Here is a 20,358-nt window from a genome sequence, read left to right as displayed (position 1 = left end):
TCCAGCTCGAACGGCACCTGTTACCGATGCTCGATCCCCAAGTGCTGCTGGTAACCGACGCCAACGCGGCCTACCGGGCGTTCAGCCGGCGCCACGGCATCGCCCACCAGTACGTCAACCTGCGCGCCGGCGAGCGGGTGCGGCGCAGCAGCGAAGGCGCCATCCATGTCCAGAACGTGAATGCCTATCACCGCCGCCTGCGCGACTGGCTGGCGCGCTTCCACGGCGTCGCGTCGCGCTACCTGCCGAATTACCTGGGCTGGCGCAGGGCGCTCGATGGCGGGCGCGTCACGTCTGCCGAGGGATTGCTGCGCCTGGCAATCAAACCCATCCATAGCAAAGGGTGACAGCGCCAAAAAAAACGCCAGCCGCAGTGGCTGGCGCATCCTTGAGAGTGTGAAGCCCGCTTACTCGGCCTTGGCCTGTTGCGCGTGCAACTGCTCGCGCAACTGCTGCGCATTGGAATGGGTGTAGTCCTTGTTGAACTCGGACTTGACCAGCCCCTTCACCTGCTGGTCCAGGTTCTGGCGCAGTACGCCGAGGAACTCTGGTGCAGCCGAAATGATCAATGACTGGTAACGGCCGTCCTGGTGCGCCTTCAGCAGGTAGTGCGCGACGTCCTTGGCGAACAGCTCGGCCTGGTGCTGCGCGGGCGTTTGCGCCGGCTCGTACTGCTTGCCCGGCGCCCCGGCCTTGGACTGGTGGTCCCTGCCGGCCCCTTCCGATCCGCCAATGCCGTGGCGGCTGCTCGAGGCCGAGATCGGATCGAGCCGGTCGGTCTCGGTGTCCTGCGTGCGCAGTTGCGCAGCGGCATTGACCATGTCGTCGATTTCTTGCAGTGGCTGGTTCGCGTCGGTCTCCGAAAAGAACCTCGCACGGCCCGAATTGGCCGAAAGAATCCAGGTTGTTGGCATGCTACCCCCTGTCAGAATGGTGATTGTTAATTATATGGTCGAGCAGGAGCGCTCTTGACCGGAGGCCGATTGCGCATCTCTATTTGCATGTGCATGTCGGTCAGGCTATAACCCAGTATATCCCCGGTTCCAGATACCCGGCGCACCGGCGCCGTCCTACCGTGCGCACGCACGAGCGCATGCGGCGCCAGCCGGAACGGGGCGATCTTTTTCGTCGGCGTTTTGTCCAATCCTGTCCCGCTGTCGGGAACTTCCGAGGAGACCTGCCATGACCCAAGCTATCCCTTCCACACCTGCGCAGCGCCAGCCCGACGCGGGCGGGCCGGATTTCGCAGCCATCAAGCAGCGCCAGCAGGCGACCTGGGCCAGCGGCGACTTTGCCATCATCGGGGTGACGCTGCAGATCGTCGGCGAGTCGCTGGCGGAGGCGGCCGACATCCGCGCCGGCGAGCGCGTCATCGATATCGCCGCCGGCAACGGCAACGCCACCCTGGCCGCCGCGCGCCGGTTCGCGCGCGTGACCTCGACCGACTACGTGCCGGCCCTGCTGGACAAGGGACGCCAGCGCGCGGCGGCCGAAGGCCTGCAGGTCGAATTCCGCGAAGCCGATGCCGAAGCCCTGCCTTTCCCAGACGCCAGCTTCGACGCGGCGCTGTCCACCTTTGGCGTCATGTTCACGCCCGACCATGCGCGCTGCGCCGGCGAAATGCTGCGGGTGGTGCGCGGCGGCGGGCGCATCGCCTTCGCCAACTGGACACCGGAAGGCTTCCTTGGCCAGATGTTCAGGACAGTCGGCAAGCACGTGCCGCCCCCGGCCGGCATCCAGTCGCCCCTGATGTGGGGCACCGAGGCGCATGTGCGCGAACTGTTCGGCAAGCAGGCCGGCGAACTCCGCCTGAACCGCAAGATCTTCCATTTCCGCTACGCGTCCTCGGCCCACATGCTGCAGGTGTTCCGCGATTTCTACGGCCCGGTCCATATGGCCTTCCGCGCGCTGGACGAGCAGCGCAAGGCGGCCCTGGAACAGGACCTGATCGAAGTGCTCGAGAGCGCCAACAAGGCCGGGCAGTCTTCGCTGGTGATTCCGGCGGAATACCTGGAAGTGGTGCTGACCAAGCAGGCCGGCCTCGTCCATTAGCCGCAGGCATCTGCTGCCTGACTGTGTTTGCTGCTCGCCGTTCACCCGGCAGGCAGGCATGCTTGATCTGGCCCACACCTGCACCGGATTCCACGTGTGCGGCAATCCGCACAGCCCCATCGCGTTGCATGATCTTCCCGTCGACCCGGCACAGCGGGTCCATCATGACTTGCCGGGAGCAAAAACATGCGACGCATACACGAAAACGGCGCTCGACGCGGGCGCGGCATCCGCCGCCTGCCATGCCTGCTCGCCTTCCTGGCGATCACGGGTGCGGCCGCGGCGGCGCCGGCACAGGACGCGCAGGCTGGCGGCAAGCACGGCCACAAGACCAGCTACCGCATCGTCAACCTGAACGCGGGCGAGTTTTCTGCGCTTCCAAGGATCAACGCCAGCGGCCAGGTCGCGTACTCGGTGCGCATGGGCATGGGCCCGCCGCGCGGTTATTTTTATGACGGCGCCGTGCTGCACGACATCGGCGACCTGGGCGGCACCGATACCTACGCGGTTGCCCTGAACAACGCCGGCCAGGTCACGGGACGCTCCACCATCCCGGGTGGCAACGAGCACGCCTTCGTCTGGACCCTCGGTGGCGGCATGCTCGACATCGGCGTGCTGCCGGGCGCCGCCAATTCCGGCGCCACGGCCATCAACAACGTCGGCGTGGTGGTGGGCATGTCCGAAGGCGTGCCGGGCGTCCCGCCGCGCGCCTTCCGCTGGACCCTGGTGGGCGGCATGGAAAACCTGGGCTCCTTCGGGGCCGGCATTGCCAGCTTCTCCGCCGCGGACGCCCTCAACGATGCCGGCCTCATCGCCGGCCAGTCCAGCACCCCGGCCTTCGACCGCCATGCGTTCCGCTGGACGGCCCTGGAGGGCCTGGTCGATATCGACACGCTCGGCAGCAGTTTTTCGCTGCCGCGTGCGGTGGGCGCCGCCGGGCAGGTTTCCGGTACCGTCAGCTTGCCCGGTTTTATCAACCACGCTTTCTTCTGGACCCAGGGCACCGGCATGCTCGACCTCGGCACCGCCGGCGGCCTCTCCTCGGCCGTGATCGCCATGAGCGCCAACGCCCACATCGCCGGCGTCGTCGAAACGCTGGGCGGCGTCCAGCACGCAATGTCCTGGACCCAGGGCGCCGGCATGCTCGACATCGGCACGCTGGGTGGCACCAGCTCGCGCGCGCAGGCCGTCAACAGCAAGGGCGCCATCGTCGGCAACGCCGACACCAGGAAGGAAGAGCCGCACGCCTTCCTCTGGAGCGCCAAGCAGGGCATGCTGGACCTGAACAAGCGCCTGCGCCATCCGCCTCCCGGTTTCGTGCTGGAGACCGCACTGGCCATCAACGACAGCGGCGCCATCGTGGCGAACTCCAACGCCGGCGTGGTGTTGCTGCGGCCCGTCCAAGGCCACAAGGACGGCAAGGGCCAGTACCCGCCTGTGCTTGGCCCGATCACCGCGCCTGGCCTGGCCAGGCTGGGCGCACCGGTGCAAGCAAGGCTCGGCTTCGTGGACGAGGACCGGACCGGCACTCGCAGCGTCACCTGGTCCTGGGGCGACGGCAGCGGCAGCCATGCGGCCAGGGTGAACGAGAGCAATGGCCTGGGCAGTGCGTGGGCCAGCCACCGGTATGAAACTGCCGGCATCCACGTCATCAAGGCCACCGTGCTCGACCGCGCAGGACGCAGCGCCGAGACCGGCCGCATCGTGGTCGCCTACGATCCCGCCACCGGCGTGGCGGCCGGCAACGGAAAACTCGATTCGCCGCTGGGGGCGCTACGCAGCGACAGTGCCCACTCTGGCCGCGCGCACTTCGCCTTCATCGCATCCCCCGGGCGCACCGGCCAGTTCCACTTCGCCATCGACGGGCTGGTCCTGCGCAGCGACACGCTCAGGCAGGCCGGCGGCCTGTCCGGGCGTGGCGTGTTCGAGGGCAGCGCCACCGTCAACGGCCGCGCCGGCTATCAATTCAGCCTGGCAGCGACGGGCGCCGCGGCAGGCAGGGGCGGGGTGGCACGGCTCGGGCTGCGGATCTGGCACACGGATCCGGTCTCGAACGAACATGTGGTGGATTACGACAATCAGCGCAGGGATACGGCGCGTAGCGGTGCAGGCATGGCCGGCGCGGGGGCAGCCGGTCCGCGCATTGCCATGCCCGAATCAAGCAGGCTTCATCCTGGCGGCGCGCGCATCGTGGAGGGTGGACTGGCCTTTCACTGAGGCTGCACGCCCCCCCCGGGCGAGACGCTCGCACTGGGCGTCCCGCTGGCGTATGCACTTTCAGTGGTGCAGCGGGGCGCCAGAGCCCGCTTGTGCCCGCATGTCCGGGCTGAACGCCATCTCGGTCGCCTTGACGTCGTAGATGGTTTCGAACCTGGCCACCTTGCCTTCACGTATCGTGAGCAGGTGGGTCCATGGCGTGTCGTAGGTGGTTCCGGTGGCCCGGATGCGCCAGGTGGCTTCCCCGATGACGACCACTTTGTCGCCTTCGGCGATGCAGTCCCGGACCTCGAACCGGGTCGCTTCCGAGGCATCGCCGAGCTTGCGGAAGAACTGCGCGATGCCCGCCTTGCCATGGTAACGGCCGGCGAAGGGGACGATGTCCGATTCCGGTCCGATCCATTCGGCATTGTCGGCGTAGCGGTCCAGCAGGCTGGGGATGTCCCCGGCCTTGAACAGCTGGTAGGCCTCCAATACCATCCGTTTGTTTTCTTGCGTGCTCATGATGTCCTCCGTAATGCGTTCCTCCTCGATGGGTTTTCCTTGATGAACCGGCCCTGGGGCGCTGTGCCGATAGCTTCAGCTTAGTGCGGCGCAGGGGGATTTCAAGCGCACCCAGGCTGTGCGCTGCCCCGGCCCGGCAGTCCGAGGCAGTACAATCGAACGCATCCATTCGAGAAAGGCCGCCATGCGTTCTGCCGCTGTCATCCTGTCCATCCTGTCGCTCGCCGCCGCGCCGGCCGTCCACGCACAAACCGAAGTCAAGATCGGCACCGCCTCCCCGCTGTCCGGTCCCGGCGCCCACCAGGGCAAGGACATCGAACATGGCGCCCGCCTGGCCATCGAAGACCTCAACGCCAAAGGCGTCACGCTGGGCGGCAAGAAGCTTACCTGGGTGCTGGTGGCGGAAGACGATGCCGCCGATCCCAAGACCGGAACGGCGGTGGCGCAGAAGCTGGTCGACAACAAGGTGGCGGCGGTGGTCGGACACCTCAATTCCGGCACCACGGTCCCGGCATCGAAAATCTACGCCGGCGCCGGCATTCCCCAGATCTCGCCGGCCGCGACCACGCCGCTGTACACCCAGCAGGGCTACCCGACCGCTTTCCGGGTCGTGGCGAACGACAACCTGATCGGGCGTACGCTGGCGCGCTATGCGCTCGGCACGCTCAAGGCGAAGAAGATCGCCGTCATCGACGACCGCACGGCCTTCGGCCAGGGCCTGGCCGACCAGTTCGTGAAGGAAGTGCGCAGCAGCGGCGGGGCGGCCATCGTCAGCCGCCAGTTCACCAACGACAAGGCGACCGACTTCAACGCCATCCTGACCCAGATCCGCGGCCATCGGCCCGACGTGGTGTTTTACGGCGGCATGGATGCCGTGGCCGGCCCCATGCTCAAGCAGATGAAGACCCTCGGCCTGCAGGCCAGGCTGGTGTCGGGCGATGGCGTCTGTTCCGAAAAGCTGCCGCTGCTGGCGGGCGACGCGCTGGGAGATGATAAGGTGTTCTGTGCGGTGGCGGGCGGCGTGACCGGCGCCCAGGAGACTGCCTACACGGCCTTCGCGGAACGCTTCCGCCAGCGCTTCAAGACACCGGTGGAAACCTACGGTCCCTACGCCTACGACGCGGTGATGATGGTGGCCGCCGCGATGCAGAAGGCGCAGTCGCTGGAACCGGCGCGCGTGCTGCCGGCGCTGCGCGCCATCACCCACGAAGGCGTTACCGGCACCATCGCCTTCGACGCCAAGGGCGACCTGCGCAACGCGGCGATGACCTTGTACACCTACCGCAAGGGCAAGAAGGCCAAGCTGGAGGTGGTGCGGGCGAAGTGAATCCGGCATCCGGCAATCTTGCATGGCGCCCGTATTGACGGGCCTTGTGCAAACAACATGCATACAAAAATGGCCTTGGCAGCGCGCCTCCAGTTGGATTAGGATCGACCGGTTTCCAACAACAGGAGTGAGAGATGAAGCGTAGCGTGTGCAGCAGTGTGATCGCAGGGCTGTTCCTGGTAGCGGCCCATGCCGGGGCCCACGACACCACGGCGGCCAAGACCGCGACGGCAGCGCCGGCGGCCGCCGCGGGCAGCACCTCGGGCATCGAGATTGCCGCGATGGACCGCAACGTGCGGGCACAGGACGACTTCTTCCGCTACACCCAGGGCACCTGGATGAAGGACGTCGACATCCCGTCCGACCGCTCCAGCTGGGGCGCCTTCAATATCGCGCAAGACCGCGTCGAGCAGCAGATCCGCACCATCGTCGAAGGCGCCGCCGCCCAGAAGAACGCGGCGGCCGGCTCGGACGCGCAGAAGATGGGCGACTTCTACACCAGCTACGTCGACCAGGCGCGCCGCGATGCACTGGGCCTGGCCCCGCTCAAGGGCGAGCTGGCGCGCGTCGCCGCACTCAAGGACAAGCGCGCGATGGCTTCGCTGATGGCGCGCTTCGCCCGTATCGGCGCCGACGCGCCACTCGACATGTACGTCGGCCAGGACAACAAGGATTCCACCCGCTACATCGTCGGCATCTCGCAGTCGGGGCTGGGCATGCCGGACCGCGACTACTACCTCGCCACCGACGACGCGCGCCTGAAGGACATCCGCGCCAAATACCAGGCCCACATCGAGAAGATGCTGGCCCTGGCCGGCCACCAGGATGCCGCCGCCAAGGCGCAGCAGATCGTGGCGCTGGAAACCGAGATCGCGCGCGCCCAGTGGACCAAGGTCGAGAACCGCGACCCGGTCAAGCGCTACAACAAGATGAGCCTGGCCGAGCTGCGCAAGCTGCTGCCGGGCTTCGACTGGACCACTTACCTGAAGGGCACCGGCGCCGGATCGGCCACGTCGGTGATCGTCAACCAGCCGTCCTACCTGGCCGCGCTGGATAAACTCATCGCCGCCACGCCGCTGGAAACCTGGAAGCCTTACTTCGAATTCCGCCTGCTCAGCGCCTACGCGCCCTACCTGTCGCAGGCGTTTGTCGACGAGAGTTTCGCCTTCCGCGGCACCGTGCTCTCCGGCGCCAAGGAGAACCGCCCGCTCGACAAGCGCGCCATCGCCGAGATCAACCGCAACCTGAGCGAAGTGGTGGGCAAGGTGTACGTGGCCCAGCACTTCCCGGCCGAGCGCAAGCAGCAGGTGCTGGACATGGCAAAGAACTTCATCACCGCCTTTGGCGAGGGCATCGAAACGCTCGACTGGATGTCGCCGGAGACGAAAAAGCAGGCCCAGGTCAAGCTCTCGAAGATCAACGTCAAAATCGGCTACCCCGACAAGTGGCGCGACTACGGCAAGCTCAAGGTCGTGCGCGGCGACCTGGTGGGCAACGTGATGCGCTCGCGCGAATTCGGCCACGAGTACCAGGTGAACCGCCTTGGCAAGCCGGTCGACCGCAGCGTGTGGAGCATGTCGCCGCAGACCGTCAACGCCTATTACAGCCCGACGCTCAACGAGGTGGTGTTCCCGGCGGCGCGCCTGCAATACCCGCTGTACGACGCCGACGCCGAACCGGCGGTGAACTACGGCTCGGTGGGGATCTCGATCGGCCACGAGATCAGCCACGCCTTCGACGACAAGGGCTCGCAGTTCGACGGCGACGGCAACCTGCGCAACTGGTGGACCAAGGAAGATGCGGAAAAATTCGCCGCGCGCGGCAAAGTGCTGGTTGCCCAGTACGCCGGCTACAGCCCGCTGCCGGGCTACAATGTGAACGGCGAACTGACCCTGGGCGAGAACATCGCCGACAACGCCGGCGCCATCATGGCCAGCCGCGCCTACAAGATCTACCTGAAGGGCAAGCCGGGCCCTGTGATCGACGGCTTCACCGCCGAACAGCGCCTGTTCATGGGCCTGTCGCAGGCACGCAAGGGCAAGGCGCGCGATGCGGCGCTGATCTCGCAGGTGAAATCCGATCCGCATTCGCCGTCCGAGTTCCGCGTCAACGGCAGCCTGCGCAACCACCCGGGCTTCTACGAAGCCTTCGAGGTCAAGCCGGGCGACAAGATGTACCTGGAGCCGAAGGACCGCGTCATCTTCTGGTAAGCAGGCGCGCGCGCAGGTCCTGCACAGCAAAACGCCAACCGTCCGGTTGGCGTTTCTTTTGCGCTCGTGGCGGGCCTCAATGCGGCGCCGCGGCGGCCGGCGTGCGCACCCCTAGCGGATAGCATTGGTAGGCCTCGACGGCGAAATGGACGTCCATGAATTCGCGGAAGGCGGCGATCTTGCCGTCCCTGAGGGTGAAGACATGCACCCAGTCGCTTTCGAAGTCCAGGCCGGTGCCGGTGGCGGTCCAGGCGCCGTGGCCGAGCACGACCACCTTGTCGCCCTGGGCGATGAATTCATGGGGGGTGAAGGAGCGGATGGTTTGTTGTTCGCTCGTGAGCCTGAAAAATTCCCGCACCTTGTCGCAGCCCTGGCGCTTGCCCGAGAATTCGACCCCGGGCACGCTCGCCACCTCCCAGTCGACGTCGGGCGTCATGCACCCGAGCAGGTGGTCGATGTCGCCGTTGCCGTAGTCGGCATAGCATTGCTGGACCAGTTCGACATTCTGCTGCTCGTGCATGATCGTCTCCGGAAGAGGTGGGGCGGGCTTTTCAGTATGGTTCAGAAAAGTCGATCGTCAAGCTTTGCGTGCGCGCCAACCGGAGCTTGTGCGCAACGCGCACCATGCGCTCTCTTCCGTGGAGGCCGGGACCTCACCGGCAATTCAAATTATTAGAAATCATCATGTCTTCAAAAAAACGTACTGCACATACTCCGTTGAATCTGGGTTCAGGGACAACGTCGCGCGGACGCAAGCAGTTCGACGCGCTCGTCGGCAAACTACATGCGGCCAAGCTGCTTGCGGAGACATGGCGCCAGGCGTCGAGCGACAGGCGCGAGCTGGGTGCGAAAGAATTCCTGCCCTTGAAGCAGGTGAATGATGCTCTGCTGAAGCAGCTTGCGCTGCGCCTCGACCAGTTAAGTGAAGAAGCCAGCCTGGACGAAGCGGAGCGTGAAGACCTCTCGGATCTCATAGTCGAGCTGGCACTGGACCTGCTAGACCAGGAAGACGATGCCGAGCTCGAACAGGTTTGCGCGCGGCACTCGGGCCTCGATGAGAACGAGGACGACGAGGACGACGAGGACGACGACGACGACGACGACGACGACCTCGACGTGTTCGAACTGTACGACGACTTCAGCGAGGACGACGCCGAGTACGCTGGCCAGCACGCGGAGTTCGCTGAACTCATGCAGAGGGTCCACGACCTCGATATTGGCGACCTCGACCTGCGTAGCGAGGAGAACCGAGAGGTCGTCCGTGCACTGATCGTGGCAGAAGAGACGGGCGAGCCGGCACGCCAGCGCAGCTTATTGGCAGCGTCCGCCAGGGCAGAGCGAGCGCGCATCCTGCTTGAGGAAAAGGTGGCCGAAGCGATGGGGGCCCTCTATCGTGAGCTGGCGGACGCGTTCAACGCCAGCCCCGCACCAGGTGAAGCGTCGTCCGCCGCGAAGGTGGAATTCATTCAGCGCGCGGAGGCTGCCCACGCTGCTGGGGATCTGCCGGCCTTGCTAGCATTCCGGATTGAGCTCGAGCAGCGCGGCATGGTCTCACACTTGCCTGAGAAAGAGCTGGCGCACTATAACAAGCTTTTGAAGGAACAATTGCGGCTAACCGAGCTGGAAATCGCGCAATTCGTGAACGAGGCGGCAATGTATCAGCCGGAAGTTCCGGTCAAGCGTCTGACTCCGGAATCGATGCTGGACATGCTCAAAGCCGACATCGTCGGGATACGCCAACAGATTGCCGGGATCGAGCGTGATCTGGTGGAGTTGAAGGCGCCAGGACGACTGAAGTCTTGGTTGCAAGAGCCGAACTAGTCAAAAAACTGGAGCAATCGCAGGGGGATGGCGCGCCGCCATACCTGACGGCACACGCCCCCTGCGGCCCTGGCTTACTTCGGCATGATCACCGAGTCGATGACGTGAATGACGCCATTGTCCGCCTCCACATCGGTCTTGACGACCTTGGCCTTGTCGACCATGACGGTGCCGCCCTTGGCGCTGACCATCAGGCTGCTGCCCTCGACCGTCTTGACCGCACCCGGCTTGACGCTGGCGGCCATCACTTTGCCTGGCACCACGTGGTAGGTCAGGACCTTGGTCAAGGCCGCTTTATCCTTCAGCAGCGCATCGAGCTTGGCTTTCGGGATCTTGGCGAAGGCCTCGTCGGTCGGCGCGAAGACGGTGAACGGGCCTGGGCCTTTCAGGGTGTCGACCAGGCCGGCTGCCTGCACGGCCGCGACCAGGGTGTTGAAGCTGCCGGCCGACTTGGCGGTGTCGACGATGTCGGCAGCCTGTGCGGCGGTAAAGGAAGCGGCCATCATTGCTGCGAGTACGAGTTTTTTCATGTTGAGCTCCGTTGTGAGAGATTTGTACCGGTGTTGTATTGGAAGATAGGTAAAAACCAGCAGAGCGTCCAGCGATGCACCGCATTTATCGGGCAAACAGCGGTTCAACAGTGAGTCGATCAGCACGTGGCCTGGCTGCTAACGAAAAACGCCGGCCTCGCGGGACCGGCGTTTGGGGGGCGCTCCGGCGACTGGGCTCAGCGCAGCATCACATCCACCCGCCGCGAGGCGGCATTGGTCGGTGCGGTGCCGGTCGTGTCAGCCGGCTTTTCGAGCAGGGTGCGGTCCTTTGCGATGCCGGCCGCGACCAGCTGTTCCTGCACCGCTTCGGCCCGGCCCTTTGCCAGCTTGGCGTTGGCGGCCGCATCGCCGGTGGGGTCGTTGAAGCCCGAAATGATGGCCTTGGCGTTCGGATTGGTGTTCAGGTAAGCGACCAGGTCGGCGGACTTTTCCTTGAACTCGCTCGACACCAGGGTCTTGCCCACGTCGAAATACACCTTCAGCACCGGGATACCGTCGGCCATGCCGGCGACAATGGCGGCGCCTTCCGGCTCGGTCACGACCAGGTCCGGGACAGGGGCCGCCGGCGCTCCAGGGGCCGGTACGGATTCCGTGATCACGGGCGCCGGCGCGGCCGGCACCGGCTCGCTGCGCCGCTGCGTGCTGCAGTAGCCCAGCAAGAGCAGCAGAACGACTGCCGCCGCGATCCACGGCAGCCAATTCCTGGCCGGCGCCTGCACCGCGCCGGCCTGGGAGGCCATGGTGGGCGCAGCCGCCCACGCGCCGCGGTTGCCGATGAAGGACTCCGCCTCAGGCGGCAAGGTGGCCGGCGCCACGCCGCCCCTGGCCAGGCGCGCGACGATGGCCGGGATCGCGAAGCCGAGCGCCCCGATCACCTTGCTGCGCTCGATGCCGAAGCGCGACGCCATGTCGGGCACCAGCTCATGGTCGCCCACGGCCCGCTCGATGTCGGAAGGGGAGAGCGCCGCCTCCGCGCCCGGGGTGGCCGCCCAGGTATCGACGGCCACGCCGCCATCGCGCAGCCGTTGCACGAAACCGGCGAAACCGCCGTGCCTCGGATCGCTGATTCTTGCTAGTAACATTTGCAGGAAGGGTCGCGCATTCATGCCCAGTCCAAACTTCTGCCCAAGGGTGGTGCTGAGTTCTTCAAACATGGCGGGTCTCCTTCGATTTTTCGCGTCAGCAAAAAGAAGATGTCGATCTAACATCGGAAGCCGAGCCTACACCCTTCACCCGATCGCCCGCGCACCCTTGTGCAGGCACGCTGTTAAAATTTGCACTCGACATCCAGTCCCATTTGCAGGAGTACACTCATCCTACGTTCCCTCGTTCTAGCGGCCTGGCGCATGCCACGGCTGGCGATCGCACTGGTGGTATTGGCGCTGGCAGCTCTGGCCAGCACGATGACCTACAGCGGTTTCCTTGTCATCGGCGTGGTGGCCGACTTTCTCGGTACTGGCCGCGTCATGGCAGGGCTGATGCTTGGCGCCTTGTTTGCCCGTTTCCCCTGGATACGTAATGGCAAGCCGCGCGTCGTCGGCCTGATCCCCAAGCCTTTCCGTCGTCCGCTCATCGTGAGCCTGCTCGCACTGTGCCTGGTGAACTTCCTGTCGCGCGGCGAAGTCGTGCCGGCGGCGTTCACGGGTTTCGCCACGGCCTTCGTGCTTGGCTTCCCCTGGTTGCGGCGGGCAATGTTCGATCGGCTCGTAGCGTCAGTCTCCACCTTCGCCGGCAAGAATGCGCCGAAGCGCAACGACGACAGGTGATCGAGGGCGAGTTCAGGGAAAGGAAAGAATGAGGGGCGTCCGACCAGGGATAACAGCATTTTGGTAGCTGGAAACGACAACGCCGACCTGCATGGGTCGGCGTTGCGTGTACTGCGAATGCTTGGTGGCCCGGGGCGGGTTCGAACCACCGACACAAGGATTTTCAAGTTTCGTGTCTGGGGCAAGGCGCCGAAGGCGACGCCCTCGATCAGGCCAGCAGCTTGAGCAGCGCTTTTGCGCCTTCTTCCGACGAGGCCGGATTCTGTCCGGTGACCAGCTTGCCATCGGTGAGTACATATGACTGCCAATCGGCGCCCTTCGAATACTGGCCACCGTTTTCCTTGAGCATGTCCTCGACCAGGAAGGGCACCACTGCGGTCAGGCCGACCGCTTTTTCTTCGGTGTTGGTGAAACCGGTTACCCGCTTGCCCTTGACGAGCGGGCCGCCGTCCGCAGCTTTCACGTGGCGCAGCACGCCGGGGGCATGGCACACGGCGGCGACCGGCTTGCCGGCAGCGGCCATCGCTTCGATCAGGGCGATCGATGCCTTGTCTTCGGCCAGGTCCCACAGCGGGCCGTGTCCGCCCGGATAGAACACGGCATCGAAGTCGGCCGCCTTCACCTCGGCCAGCTTGCCGGTTTTGGCGAGCACGGCCTGCGCGGCGGCGTCGGATTTAAAACGGCGGGTCGCGTCGGTTTGTGCGTCCGGCTCGTCGCTCTTCGGGTCGAGCGGCGGCTGCCCGCCCAGGGGCGAGACCACGGTGACGTCGGCGCCGGCATCCTTCAGGGCGTAGTACGGCGCGGCAAACTCTTCCAGCCAGAAGCCGGTTTTCTTGCCGGTGTCGCCGAGTTGGTCATGCGAGGTCACTACCATCAATACATTCATGTGCTTCTCCTGTTGAGTTAGTCAGTTAGGGGCGACGCGCACCACGAGCTTGCCGAAATTCTTCCCTTGGAGCAGGCCGACGAAGGCCTGCGGCGCATGCTCGAGGCCATCCACCACGTCTTCACGGAACTTGATCTTGCCGTCCTTGAGCCATTCGCTCATCTGGGCAAGGAATTCACCGTAGCGCGGCCCGTAGTCGTCAAAAATAATGAAACCCTGCATCTTGATACGCTTGGTCAGGATGGTGCGCGCCAGCAGGCCGAGCCGATCCGGGCCGGGCGGCAGCGCCGTGGCGTTGTAGTCGGCGATCAGGCCGCAGACGGGAACGCGCGCCTTGGCGTTGAGCAAGGGCAGCACGGCGTCGAACACGGCGCCGCCGACATTCTCGAAGTACACGTCAATGCCCGCCGGGCAGGCTGCGGCCAGTTGTTGCGGAAAATCCGGCGCGCGGTGGTCGATGCAGGCGTCGAAGCCGAGCTCGTCGACCACGTAGCGGCATTTGTCGGCGCCGCCGGCGATGCCGACCGCGCGCGCGCCCTTGAGTCTGGCGATCTGCCCGACCAGCGAGCCGACCGCGCCGCTGGCGGCCGCCACCACGACGGTGTCGCCGGCTTGCGGCTGGCCGATGTCGAGCAGGCCCATATAGGCGGTAAAGCCGGGCATGCCGAGTACGCCGAGCGCGCGCGAGGCCAGTCCCACGTCGTCGCCGAGCTTGTTCAGGCCGGTGCCGTCGGACAAGGCATAGTCCTGCCAGCCGCTGTAGCCGAGCACCAGCTGGCCAGCTTCGAAGCCGGGGTGGCGCGATGCTTCCACGCGCGAGACCGTGCCGCCGACCATCACGGCGCCGATGGCGACCGGCTCGGCATACGATTTGGCGTCGCTGATGCGCCCGCGCATGTAGGGATCGAGCGACAGCATCAGCGTGCGCAGTAGTACCTGTCCTTCCTGCGGCACCGGCACCGGCGATTCGGCCAGGCGGAACGTGTCGGCGTCGGGGGCCCCGTGCGGGCGCTGTTGCAGCACGATGCTGCGGTTGATGGCGGCGGTTTGCGGCATGGTTGATATCCTTCGATCAAAGAGCGGTTTCGAGAATGGCGCGGCTGAGCGCGAGATCGACATCGCCATGCTCGCCCAGGCGGGTCATGCCGTGCGCACCGAGCTGGCCGACGACGTCGTTGACCGCCGCCATGCCCAGGCCATAGGCCGAAAGACGGGTCGGGATGCCGAGACCCTCGAAAAAGTGGCGCGTGGCGGCGATCGCGGCGTCGATGCGCTGCTCTTCGCTGCCGGCCGTAATCCCCCACACGCGCTCCCCGTATTGAAGCAGCTTGTCGCGTTTCTTGTCGCGCTGTATATCGAGCACGGCCGGCAGCACGATTGCCAGGGTGCGCGCATGGTCGATGTCGTACAGGGCGGTCAGTTCATGGCCGATCATGTGCGTGGCCCAGTCCTGCGGCACGCCTGCGCCGATCAGTCCGTTCAGGGCGAGTGAGGCGGTCCACATCAGGTTGCTGCGGGTGGCGTAGTCTTCGGGAGCGGCGATCGCCCGCGGCGCGATCTCGACCAGCGTCTGCAGCAGGCCCTCGGCGAAACGGTCCTGGGCCAGCGCCTGTACCGGGTAGGTCAGGTATTGCTCGGTAATGTGGACGAAGGCGTCGACCAGGCCGTTGGCAACCTGTTTTTCCGGCAAGGTATAGGTCTTGGTCGGATCGAGCACCGAGAATTGCGGGAACACGTGGACACTGCGAAACGGCAATTTCGTGTGGGTCGCTTTCAGCGTGACGACCGAGCCGTTGTTCATTTCCGAACCGGTCGCCGGCAGCGTCAGCACGGTGCCGAAGGGCAGGGCGCCGGTCACGCTGGCGCCGCCGGTTTCCATGATGTTCCACGGGTCGCCCTCGTGATCGGCCGCGGCGGCCACGAACTTGGCGCCGTCGATCACCGAGCCGCCGCCGACGGCGAGCAGGAAGTCGAGTTTTTCGCGGCGCACCTGCTCGACCGCGCGCATCAGGGTTTCATAGCTCGGGTTCGGCTCGATGCCGCCGAATTCCTGCACGAAGCGTTCACCGAGCGCCTGGCGCACCTCGGCCAGGGTGCCGGTCTTTTCGGCACTGGCGCCGCCGAACAGGACCAGCACGCGCGCCGTCTGCGGCACCAGCCGCGCCAGCGAGGCAATGGTACCTGCGCCGAACACGATCCTTGTCGGGTTATAAAAATCAAAATTCTGCATGCCTGACTCCTCTATTAGACTGGTCGTCTAGAAATAAGTGAAAAAGATGGCGGCGCCGGCATTGACACCGGCACCGCGGGACGCCCACGCCTCAGGCGGGGAAGGTCCCCGGCAGGTGCAGCAGCGCCCGGGTCGCGTGCATCGCACCGTCCAGCGCGCTTGGATCGCGCCGCAGTTTGGTCAGCAGCGCGGCGCCCAGCCACATTTCGTAGAGGGCGAGCGCGCATTGCTGTGGCTGGGGACCGGCAGCAATCGAGCCATCGGCGAATCCTTCCTCGATGCAGGCCGCGAGGCGCTGCACGATGTCGTTCGTGCCGCGCAACAGGACGGCGCGCATCGCATCGGACATGTCGGCTACTTCGCCACTGAGCTTGACCACCAGGCACCTGCTGCCGGCGCAGCCGGCGTCCGACAGGATGAGCCAGCTGTCCCAGTAGCGCATCAGGCGCGCAGCGGCCGGGCTGCCATCGGGCGCCAGCAGCGCGTCGAGTTCGGCCAGGTAATCTCCGACGTAATTCTCCAGCAGGGCTTCGCCGAACTGTTCCTTCGACTTGAAGTAGTGATAGAACGAGCCCTTCGGCACGCCGGCGGCCGCGAGGATCTCGTTCAGGCCGACGGCGGAAAAGCCCTTGCCCGTGATGATCTCCTGGCCGGTGGCGAGGATATGTTGCCTGACGCTGTGCTGGTGAGTACGCATGCACGCCAGTATAACGCAAATTAGACCAGTCGTCTTGGGTCGCGTGGCCAAGCCTTGCGGCTCATCCGGCCCGCTGGTAGGCGCCGGCGCCATAGGTCAATTCGTAGCTGTGGCTGTAAATCTCCAGGATGTTGCCGAACGGGTCTTCCAGGTACACCATGCGATAGGGCTTTTCTCCCGGATAGTAGTAGCGTACCGGCATGCGCTGCTTGCCGCCGGCGGCGACGATGCGCGCCGCCAGGCCTTCGAGGTCGGGATCCTGGACGCAGAAGTGGAACACGCCGGTCTTCCAGAACTCGAAATTGTTCTCGCGCGGCTCGCTGTTAGGAAACTCGAAGAGTTCGACGCCGATGCGGTCGCCGGTCGAGAGGTGGGCGATCCGGAACGACGTCCAGTCGGGTCCGAACACGTCGGTGCACATCACGCCGATCGCCGAGTCGTCTTTGGCGATCGAGGTGGGCGGCATGATCACGTACCAGCCCAGCACCTCGGAATAGAAGCGCACGGCGGCGTCGAGGTCGGTGACCGTGATCCCGATGTGGGAAAAACTGCGGGGGTAAGTCATGGCTGCTCCTGTACGCGTAAAAAACCAGTATAGGCAGCGCCAACTATAATAAAAAGAGAGTAAAAGTGATCTGTACTATAAAAAAAATTTATGAATAACGACCTCAATCCGGCCTGGCTGCGGGCTTTCGTGGCAGTGTGCGATACCGGCAGTTTCACCCGCGCCGCAGCCATGCTCGATCTCACACAGGCGGCGGTCAGCCAGCAGGTGCAGCGCCTGGAGGCCGAGTGCGGACCCTTGCTGATCCGGCGCACGCGCCAGGCAAGCCTGACGCCGGCCGGGGTCAAGGTGCTCGCTTACGCGCGCGACATGGCGCAGGCGCAGGCGCGGCTGAGACTGGCGCTGGCCGACCACGATCCCCATGTCGGACAGATCTCGATCGCCAGCCCCGGCAGCATTGGCCTGCTGCTCTATCCGCGGCTGCTGGCGCTGCAGGCGGCGCATCCCGGGCTGTCGGTCAGCTACCGGGCGGCCCCGACCGCCGAGATCATCGCCGCCGTCCTGGCCAGCCGGGCCGAACTCGGCATCGTCACGCACCAGCCCGACGACGAGCGCCTGACGACCGCGCTGTTCGCCCGCGAGAGCCTGTGCCTGGTGGTGCCTGCGCAGGTGGAGGACGCCAGCTGGCCCATCCTGGCGCAGCTGGGTTACATCGACCACCCGGATGGCATGGACATGGGCCGCAGGCTGCTGGCGCGGGTGTACCCGGGACGGCGCATCGGCCAGCTGCCTGTGCGCGGCTTCACCAACCAGATCGGCGCCATCCTCGATCCGGTGGCGCGTGGCCTGGGCTTCACGGTGCTGCCGCGCTTTGCCGTGCAGGCCTATCCGCAGCAGCGGGCGATCCGGGTCGTCGATACGGCGCCGCCGGTAATCGACAACCTGTGGCTGGTGTCTCGCGCCGAATGGCCTTTGTCCGCCAGCGCCGCCTGGGCGGTGGAACGCCTGCGCGAGCAGGACTGGCTGGCTGGCTCCGACGCGCTTGCGCCTTGAGCCGCGCGCGCAAACGGATGGCCGCGAATGCACTCGGAGATCTTGTCATTCAGGCTACAATACCATCCATGCGCGATGCATGAGCGGCGCCGCTGCGTCGGCGCCGCGGATGGCGGTCCCACAATCGAGTACCGGAGTAAAACATGAGAACGAAGCCTGTCCTGCCTGGAATCGTGGCCGCCGCGCTGCTGGCGCTGGCCCAGGCCGCGCACGCCGATGCCGGCGTCGACTATGCCGAGGCGTGGCGCCGGGTGAGGGCAACTGCGGGTTCGGTAAACGGGGCCCGGCTCGATTTCCAGGCGAAGCAGTTGCAAGCCGAGGCGCTGCGCCGCATCGACGGCCCGGACGTGCGCTTGTCCGGCTTCGCGGGGCGGGTGTCCACCACCCTCAGCGTCGACACCGGCGCCATTGCGCAACTGGCCAACCCGGTGCTCGACTCCCTGCCGCCGTTGCCGGGACTGAACCTGCCGGACGTCCCGCAGGCCCTGAATGTCGACCGCGTGTTCGATGTGCGTTCGCTCGGCCTGAGCACGGTCTGGCCCCTTTATACGGGCGGGCGCCTCGATGCAGTCAAGCAGATCGCCGCGGGCCGCGCCGACGAGGCCGGCGCGAGCGTCCAGGCGGCCCTCGACGATGCGTCGACGCAGCTGGCGCAGCGCTATTTCACGGTGCAGCTGGCCAGGAAGGCCTGGCAGTTGCGCAGCGCTGCGGTAGAAGTGGCCAAGGAACACCAGCGCATGGCGCTCAAGATGGAACGGACAGGACTCATCGCCAAGGTCGAGCGCCTGAAAGCCGATGTCGCCGTCGACAACGCGCTCAGGGAAGCGGCAAAGGCGGGCAGCGACCTCGAGATCGCGCAGCTGGCGCTGCGCCGCCTGCTCGACGCGCCCGACGCCGTCCTGCCTGCCACGCCGCTGTTCGTGCATGCACAGCCGCCCGGCTCGCTGGCCTCGTTCATCGACGCGGCCATGGCCTCGAACGCGGCCTGGAAACAGATCGCAAGCAAGCGCAAACAAGCGGACGGGGCCGTGCAGCTGCAGGGCCGCGCGTTCAGCCCCACCGTCATCGGCATCGCCAATTACAATCTCAATCGCGGCAGCTCCAGCCGCGCCAACTGGCTGGTCGGGGTGTCGGTCAGTGTCCCGCTGGTGGAGCGGATCGACCGCGCACGAATGATCTCCGCTGCCCGGCTCGAGCAGCAGCGCGTCGTGGTCGCCGCCGAGCAGGCCGGCCGCGATCTCCCGACCCTGGCCGAAAGCCAGTGGCGCACGATGGAGGATGCCCGGCTGCGTTACCTGTCGATGGGTTCGGCGATCGAACTGGCCTACGAGACGCGGCGCCTGGCGCAGGTGGGTTTCCAGAACGGCCAGGCGACCTCGACCGACGTGGCCGATGCCTCGCTCAATTACACCAAGGCCTCGCTCGAACGCTCGCAGGCGGCGTACGAGTACGTCATGGCGCTGGCCAGGCTGCTCGGCACCGCTGGTGATCCGGGCCGGCTGTACGCGCTCTCCAGGTCAGCAACACACATCGTCGACCTCACGAAAGAATGATCATCATGGCAGAAGCTCGCACCAGGCGCCTGGGCGCCATCGCCGCCGTCCTCGTCCTTGCCCTGCTCGGATGGGGCGTGTACCAGGCCTTCCAGCCGACCCGCGATCCTGTCCAGGGCCAGGTCGAAGCGCAGGAAACCAATGTGTCGTCGAAAGTGCCGGGGCGGGTCGGCCGGGTACATGTGCAACTCGGGCAGACCGTCAAACGCGGCGACCTGCTGTTCGAACTGGACAGCCCGGAAGTGCGGGCCAAGGTGGCGCAGGCCGAGGCCGCGCGCGATGCCGCCCGCGCGGCCAGCCAGAAAGTGCAGGCCGGCGCGCGTCCGCAGGAAATCGTCGCCGCGCGCGCCAACTGGGAGCGCGCAGAGGCGGGCGCCAGGCTGGCCAGGCTGACTTACCAGCGGATCGCGGCGATGTATGCCGAAGGCGTCGTCGCGCGCCAGAAGCGCGATGACGCCGAGACGCAGGCGCGCTCGGCCGGCGAGCTGGCCACGGCTGCCAGGGCACAGTACGACATGGCGCGCCAGGGCGCCCGGCCGGAAGACAAGCTTGCCGCCGAAGCGCAGGTGCGCCAGGTGGCCGGTGTGCTGGCCGAGACCGGCGCCGCACTCGACGAGACGCGCATCAGGGCGCCGGCGGCGGGTGAAGTGACGAAGGTCGCGATCCAGGCCGGCGAGCTGGCGCCGCAGGGGTTCCCCGTCATTACCCTGGTCGACCTGTCCGACGTCTGGGCCGTGGTGGCGGTGCGCGAAGACGAATTCCAGCCGTACGCGAAGGATTCCTTGCACCAGGCCACCATTCCGGCGCTGAAGGTCAAGGCGCAGTTCAAGGTCAGCGCCGTATCGGCGCTGCCGGCGTTTGCCACCTGGCGCGCGGCGCGCCCGGGCGGCACCGATTTGCGTACCTTCGAGGTCAGGCTGCGGCCGACCGCAGCCGTGCCTGGGCTGCGGCCGGGCATGACGGTCGTGTTCGATCGCTGAGCGTTT

At 65.9% G+C, this 20,358-nt stretch carries 20 protein-coding genes; 10 read left to right on the top strand and 10 right to left on the bottom strand.

Annotation, left to right across the window (positions count from 1 at the left end; genetic code table 11):
* On the top strand, positions 1 to 347 hold a 347-nt coding region (locus BM031_RS22550; RefSeq protein WP_143084682.1), incomplete at its 5' end, for a transposase.
* A 60-nt stretch (positions 348 to 407) separates the two neighbouring features.
* Here the strand turns inward: BM031_RS22550 and BM031_RS22545 are convergent.
* On the bottom strand, positions 408 to 914 hold the full coding sequence (locus tag BM031_RS22545; RefSeq protein WP_091876790.1) for a host attachment protein: 507 nt from the start codon (positions 912 to 914) through the stop codon (positions 408 to 410).
* 268 nt (positions 915 to 1,182) lie between these two features.
* Here BM031_RS22545 and BM031_RS22540 point away from each other — a divergent pair, with 268 nt between their 5' ends.
* Both BM031_RS22540 and BM031_RS22535 read left to right on the top strand, forming a co-directional pair.
* Positions 1,183 to 2,052 (top strand): class I SAM-dependent methyltransferase, encoded by an 870-nt coding sequence (locus tag BM031_RS22540; RefSeq protein WP_091876789.1) that lies wholly within the window; start codon positions 1,183 to 1,185, stop codon positions 2,050 to 2,052.
* Between the two features lie 186 nt (positions 2,053 to 2,238).
* Positions 2,239 to 4,269 (top strand): hypothetical protein, encoded by a 2,031-nt coding sequence (locus BM031_RS22535; protein WP_091876788.1) that lies wholly within the window; start codon positions 2,239 to 2,241, stop codon positions 4,267 to 4,269.
* A 60-nt stretch (positions 4,270 to 4,329) separates the two neighbouring features.
* Here the strand turns inward: BM031_RS22535 and BM031_RS22530 are convergent, their stop codons facing one another.
* Positions 4,330 to 4,773: a nuclear transport factor 2 family protein gene (locus tag BM031_RS22530; RefSeq protein ID WP_091876787.1), complete on the bottom strand. Its 444-nt coding sequence runs from the start codon at positions 4,771 to 4,773 to the stop codon at positions 4,330 to 4,332.
* 184 nt (positions 4,774 to 4,957) lie between these two features.
* Here BM031_RS22530 and BM031_RS22525 point away from each other — a divergent pair, with 184 nt between their 5' ends.
* A complete protein-coding gene (locus BM031_RS22525) occupies positions 4,958 to 6,100 on the top strand; it encodes a branched-chain amino acid ABC transporter substrate-binding protein (RefSeq protein WP_091876786.1) in 1,143 nt (380 codons plus the stop codon).
* 134 nt (positions 6,101 to 6,234) lie between these two features.
* Positions 6,235 to 8,310 carry a M13 family metallopeptidase gene (locus tag BM031_RS22520; protein WP_091876785.1) on the top strand — a complete coding sequence of 692 codons (2,076 nt, stop codon included), beginning with the start codon at positions 6,235 to 6,237 and terminating at the stop codon, positions 8,308 to 8,310.
* A 76-nt stretch (positions 8,311 to 8,386) separates the two neighbouring features.
* Here BM031_RS22520 and BM031_RS22515 read toward each other — a convergent pair whose 3' ends face one another.
* Entirely contained in the window at positions 8,387 to 8,830 is a 444-nt protein-coding gene (locus BM031_RS22515) for a nuclear transport factor 2 family protein (protein ID WP_091876784.1), read from the bottom strand.
* A 164-nt stretch (positions 8,831 to 8,994) separates the two neighbouring features.
* On the opposite strand from BM031_RS22515, the gene BM031_RS22510 reads away from it, so the two are divergent.
* Complete coding sequence (locus BM031_RS22510; protein WP_143084681.1) at positions 8,995 to 10,131, top strand: hypothetical protein; 1,137 nt, start codon at positions 8,995 to 8,997, stop codon at positions 10,129 to 10,131.
* A gap of 74 nt (positions 10,132 to 10,205) precedes the next feature.
* Here BM031_RS22510 and BM031_RS22505 read toward each other — a convergent pair whose 3' ends face one another.
* Both BM031_RS22505 and BM031_RS22500 read right to left on the bottom strand, forming a co-directional pair.
* The gene (locus BM031_RS22505) at positions 10,206 to 10,661 is read right to left on the bottom strand and encodes a fasciclin domain-containing protein (protein WP_091876782.1); all 456 of its coding nucleotides are present in this window, start codon (positions 10,659 to 10,661) and stop codon (positions 10,206 to 10,208) included.
* 197 nt (positions 10,662 to 10,858) lie between these two features.
* Positions 10,859 to 11,836, bottom strand: coding sequence for an OmpA family protein (locus tag BM031_RS22500; protein ID WP_143084680.1), 978 nt, complete (start codon positions 11,834 to 11,836; stop codon positions 10,859 to 10,861).
* A 192-nt stretch (positions 11,837 to 12,028) separates the two neighbouring features.
* Between BM031_RS22500 and BM031_RS22495 the strand changes: the two genes are divergently transcribed.
* Positions 12,029 to 12,448 (top strand): hypothetical protein, encoded by a 420-nt coding sequence (locus tag BM031_RS22495; protein WP_091876780.1) that lies wholly within the window; start codon positions 12,029 to 12,031, stop codon positions 12,446 to 12,448.
* Between the two features lie 208 nt (positions 12,449 to 12,656).
* Here the strand turns inward: BM031_RS22495 and BM031_RS22490 are convergent, their stop codons facing one another.
* From BM031_RS22490 to BM031_RS22470, 5 genes are all read right to left on the bottom strand, one after another.
* Complete coding sequence (locus BM031_RS22490) at positions 12,657 to 13,334, bottom strand: type 1 glutamine amidotransferase domain-containing protein (protein ID WP_091876779.1); 678 nt, start codon at positions 13,332 to 13,334, stop codon at positions 12,657 to 12,659.
* Positions 13,335 to 13,355: 21 nt separating this feature from the next.
* On the bottom strand, positions 13,356 to 14,390 hold the full coding sequence (gene curA, locus BM031_RS22485) for an NADPH-dependent curcumin/dihydrocurcumin reductase (RefSeq protein WP_091876778.1): 1,035 nt from the start codon (positions 14,388 to 14,390) through the stop codon (positions 13,356 to 13,358).
* 16 nt (positions 14,391 to 14,406) lie between these two features.
* Positions 14,407 to 15,564, bottom strand: a complete 1,158-nt coding sequence (locus BM031_RS22480) for an iron-containing alcohol dehydrogenase (protein ID WP_091876777.1) — start codon at positions 15,562 to 15,564, stop codon at positions 14,407 to 14,409.
* A gap of 91 nt (positions 15,565 to 15,655) precedes the next feature.
* Positions 15,656 to 16,261, bottom strand: coding sequence for a TetR/AcrR family transcriptional regulator (locus BM031_RS22475; protein ID WP_091876776.1), 606 nt, complete (start codon positions 16,259 to 16,261; stop codon positions 15,656 to 15,658).
* A 61-nt stretch (positions 16,262 to 16,322) separates the two neighbouring features.
* Entirely contained in the window at positions 16,323 to 16,826 is a 504-nt protein-coding gene (locus BM031_RS22470) for a lactoylglutathione lyase family protein (protein ID WP_091876775.1), read from the bottom strand.
* 90 nt (positions 16,827 to 16,916) lie between these two features.
* On the opposite strand from BM031_RS22470, the gene BM031_RS22465 reads away from it, so the two are divergent.
* From BM031_RS22465 to BM031_RS22455, 3 genes are all read left to right on the top strand, one after another.
* On the top strand, positions 16,917 to 17,819 hold the full coding sequence (locus BM031_RS22465; RefSeq protein WP_091876774.1) for a LysR family transcriptional regulator: 903 nt from the start codon (positions 16,917 to 16,919) through the stop codon (positions 17,817 to 17,819).
* A 143-nt stretch (positions 17,820 to 17,962) separates the two neighbouring features.
* Positions 17,963 to 19,372, top strand: a complete 1,410-nt coding sequence (locus BM031_RS22460) for a TolC family protein (RefSeq protein WP_091876773.1) — start codon at positions 17,963 to 17,965, stop codon at positions 19,370 to 19,372.
* Between the two features lie 5 nt (positions 19,373 to 19,377).
* Complete coding sequence (locus BM031_RS22455) at positions 19,378 to 20,352, top strand: HlyD family secretion protein (RefSeq protein ID WP_091876793.1); 975 nt, start codon at positions 19,378 to 19,380, stop codon at positions 20,350 to 20,352.
* The last annotated feature ends 6 nt before the right edge of the window (positions 20,353 to 20,358 follow it).

This window comes from Massilia yuzhufengensis (genome assembly GCF_900112225.1).
GTDB lineage: Bacteria > Pseudomonadota > Gammaproteobacteria > Burkholderiales > Burkholderiaceae_D > Telluria > Telluria yuzhufengensis.
This window is presented reverse-complemented; position numbering and strand designations above follow the sequence as displayed.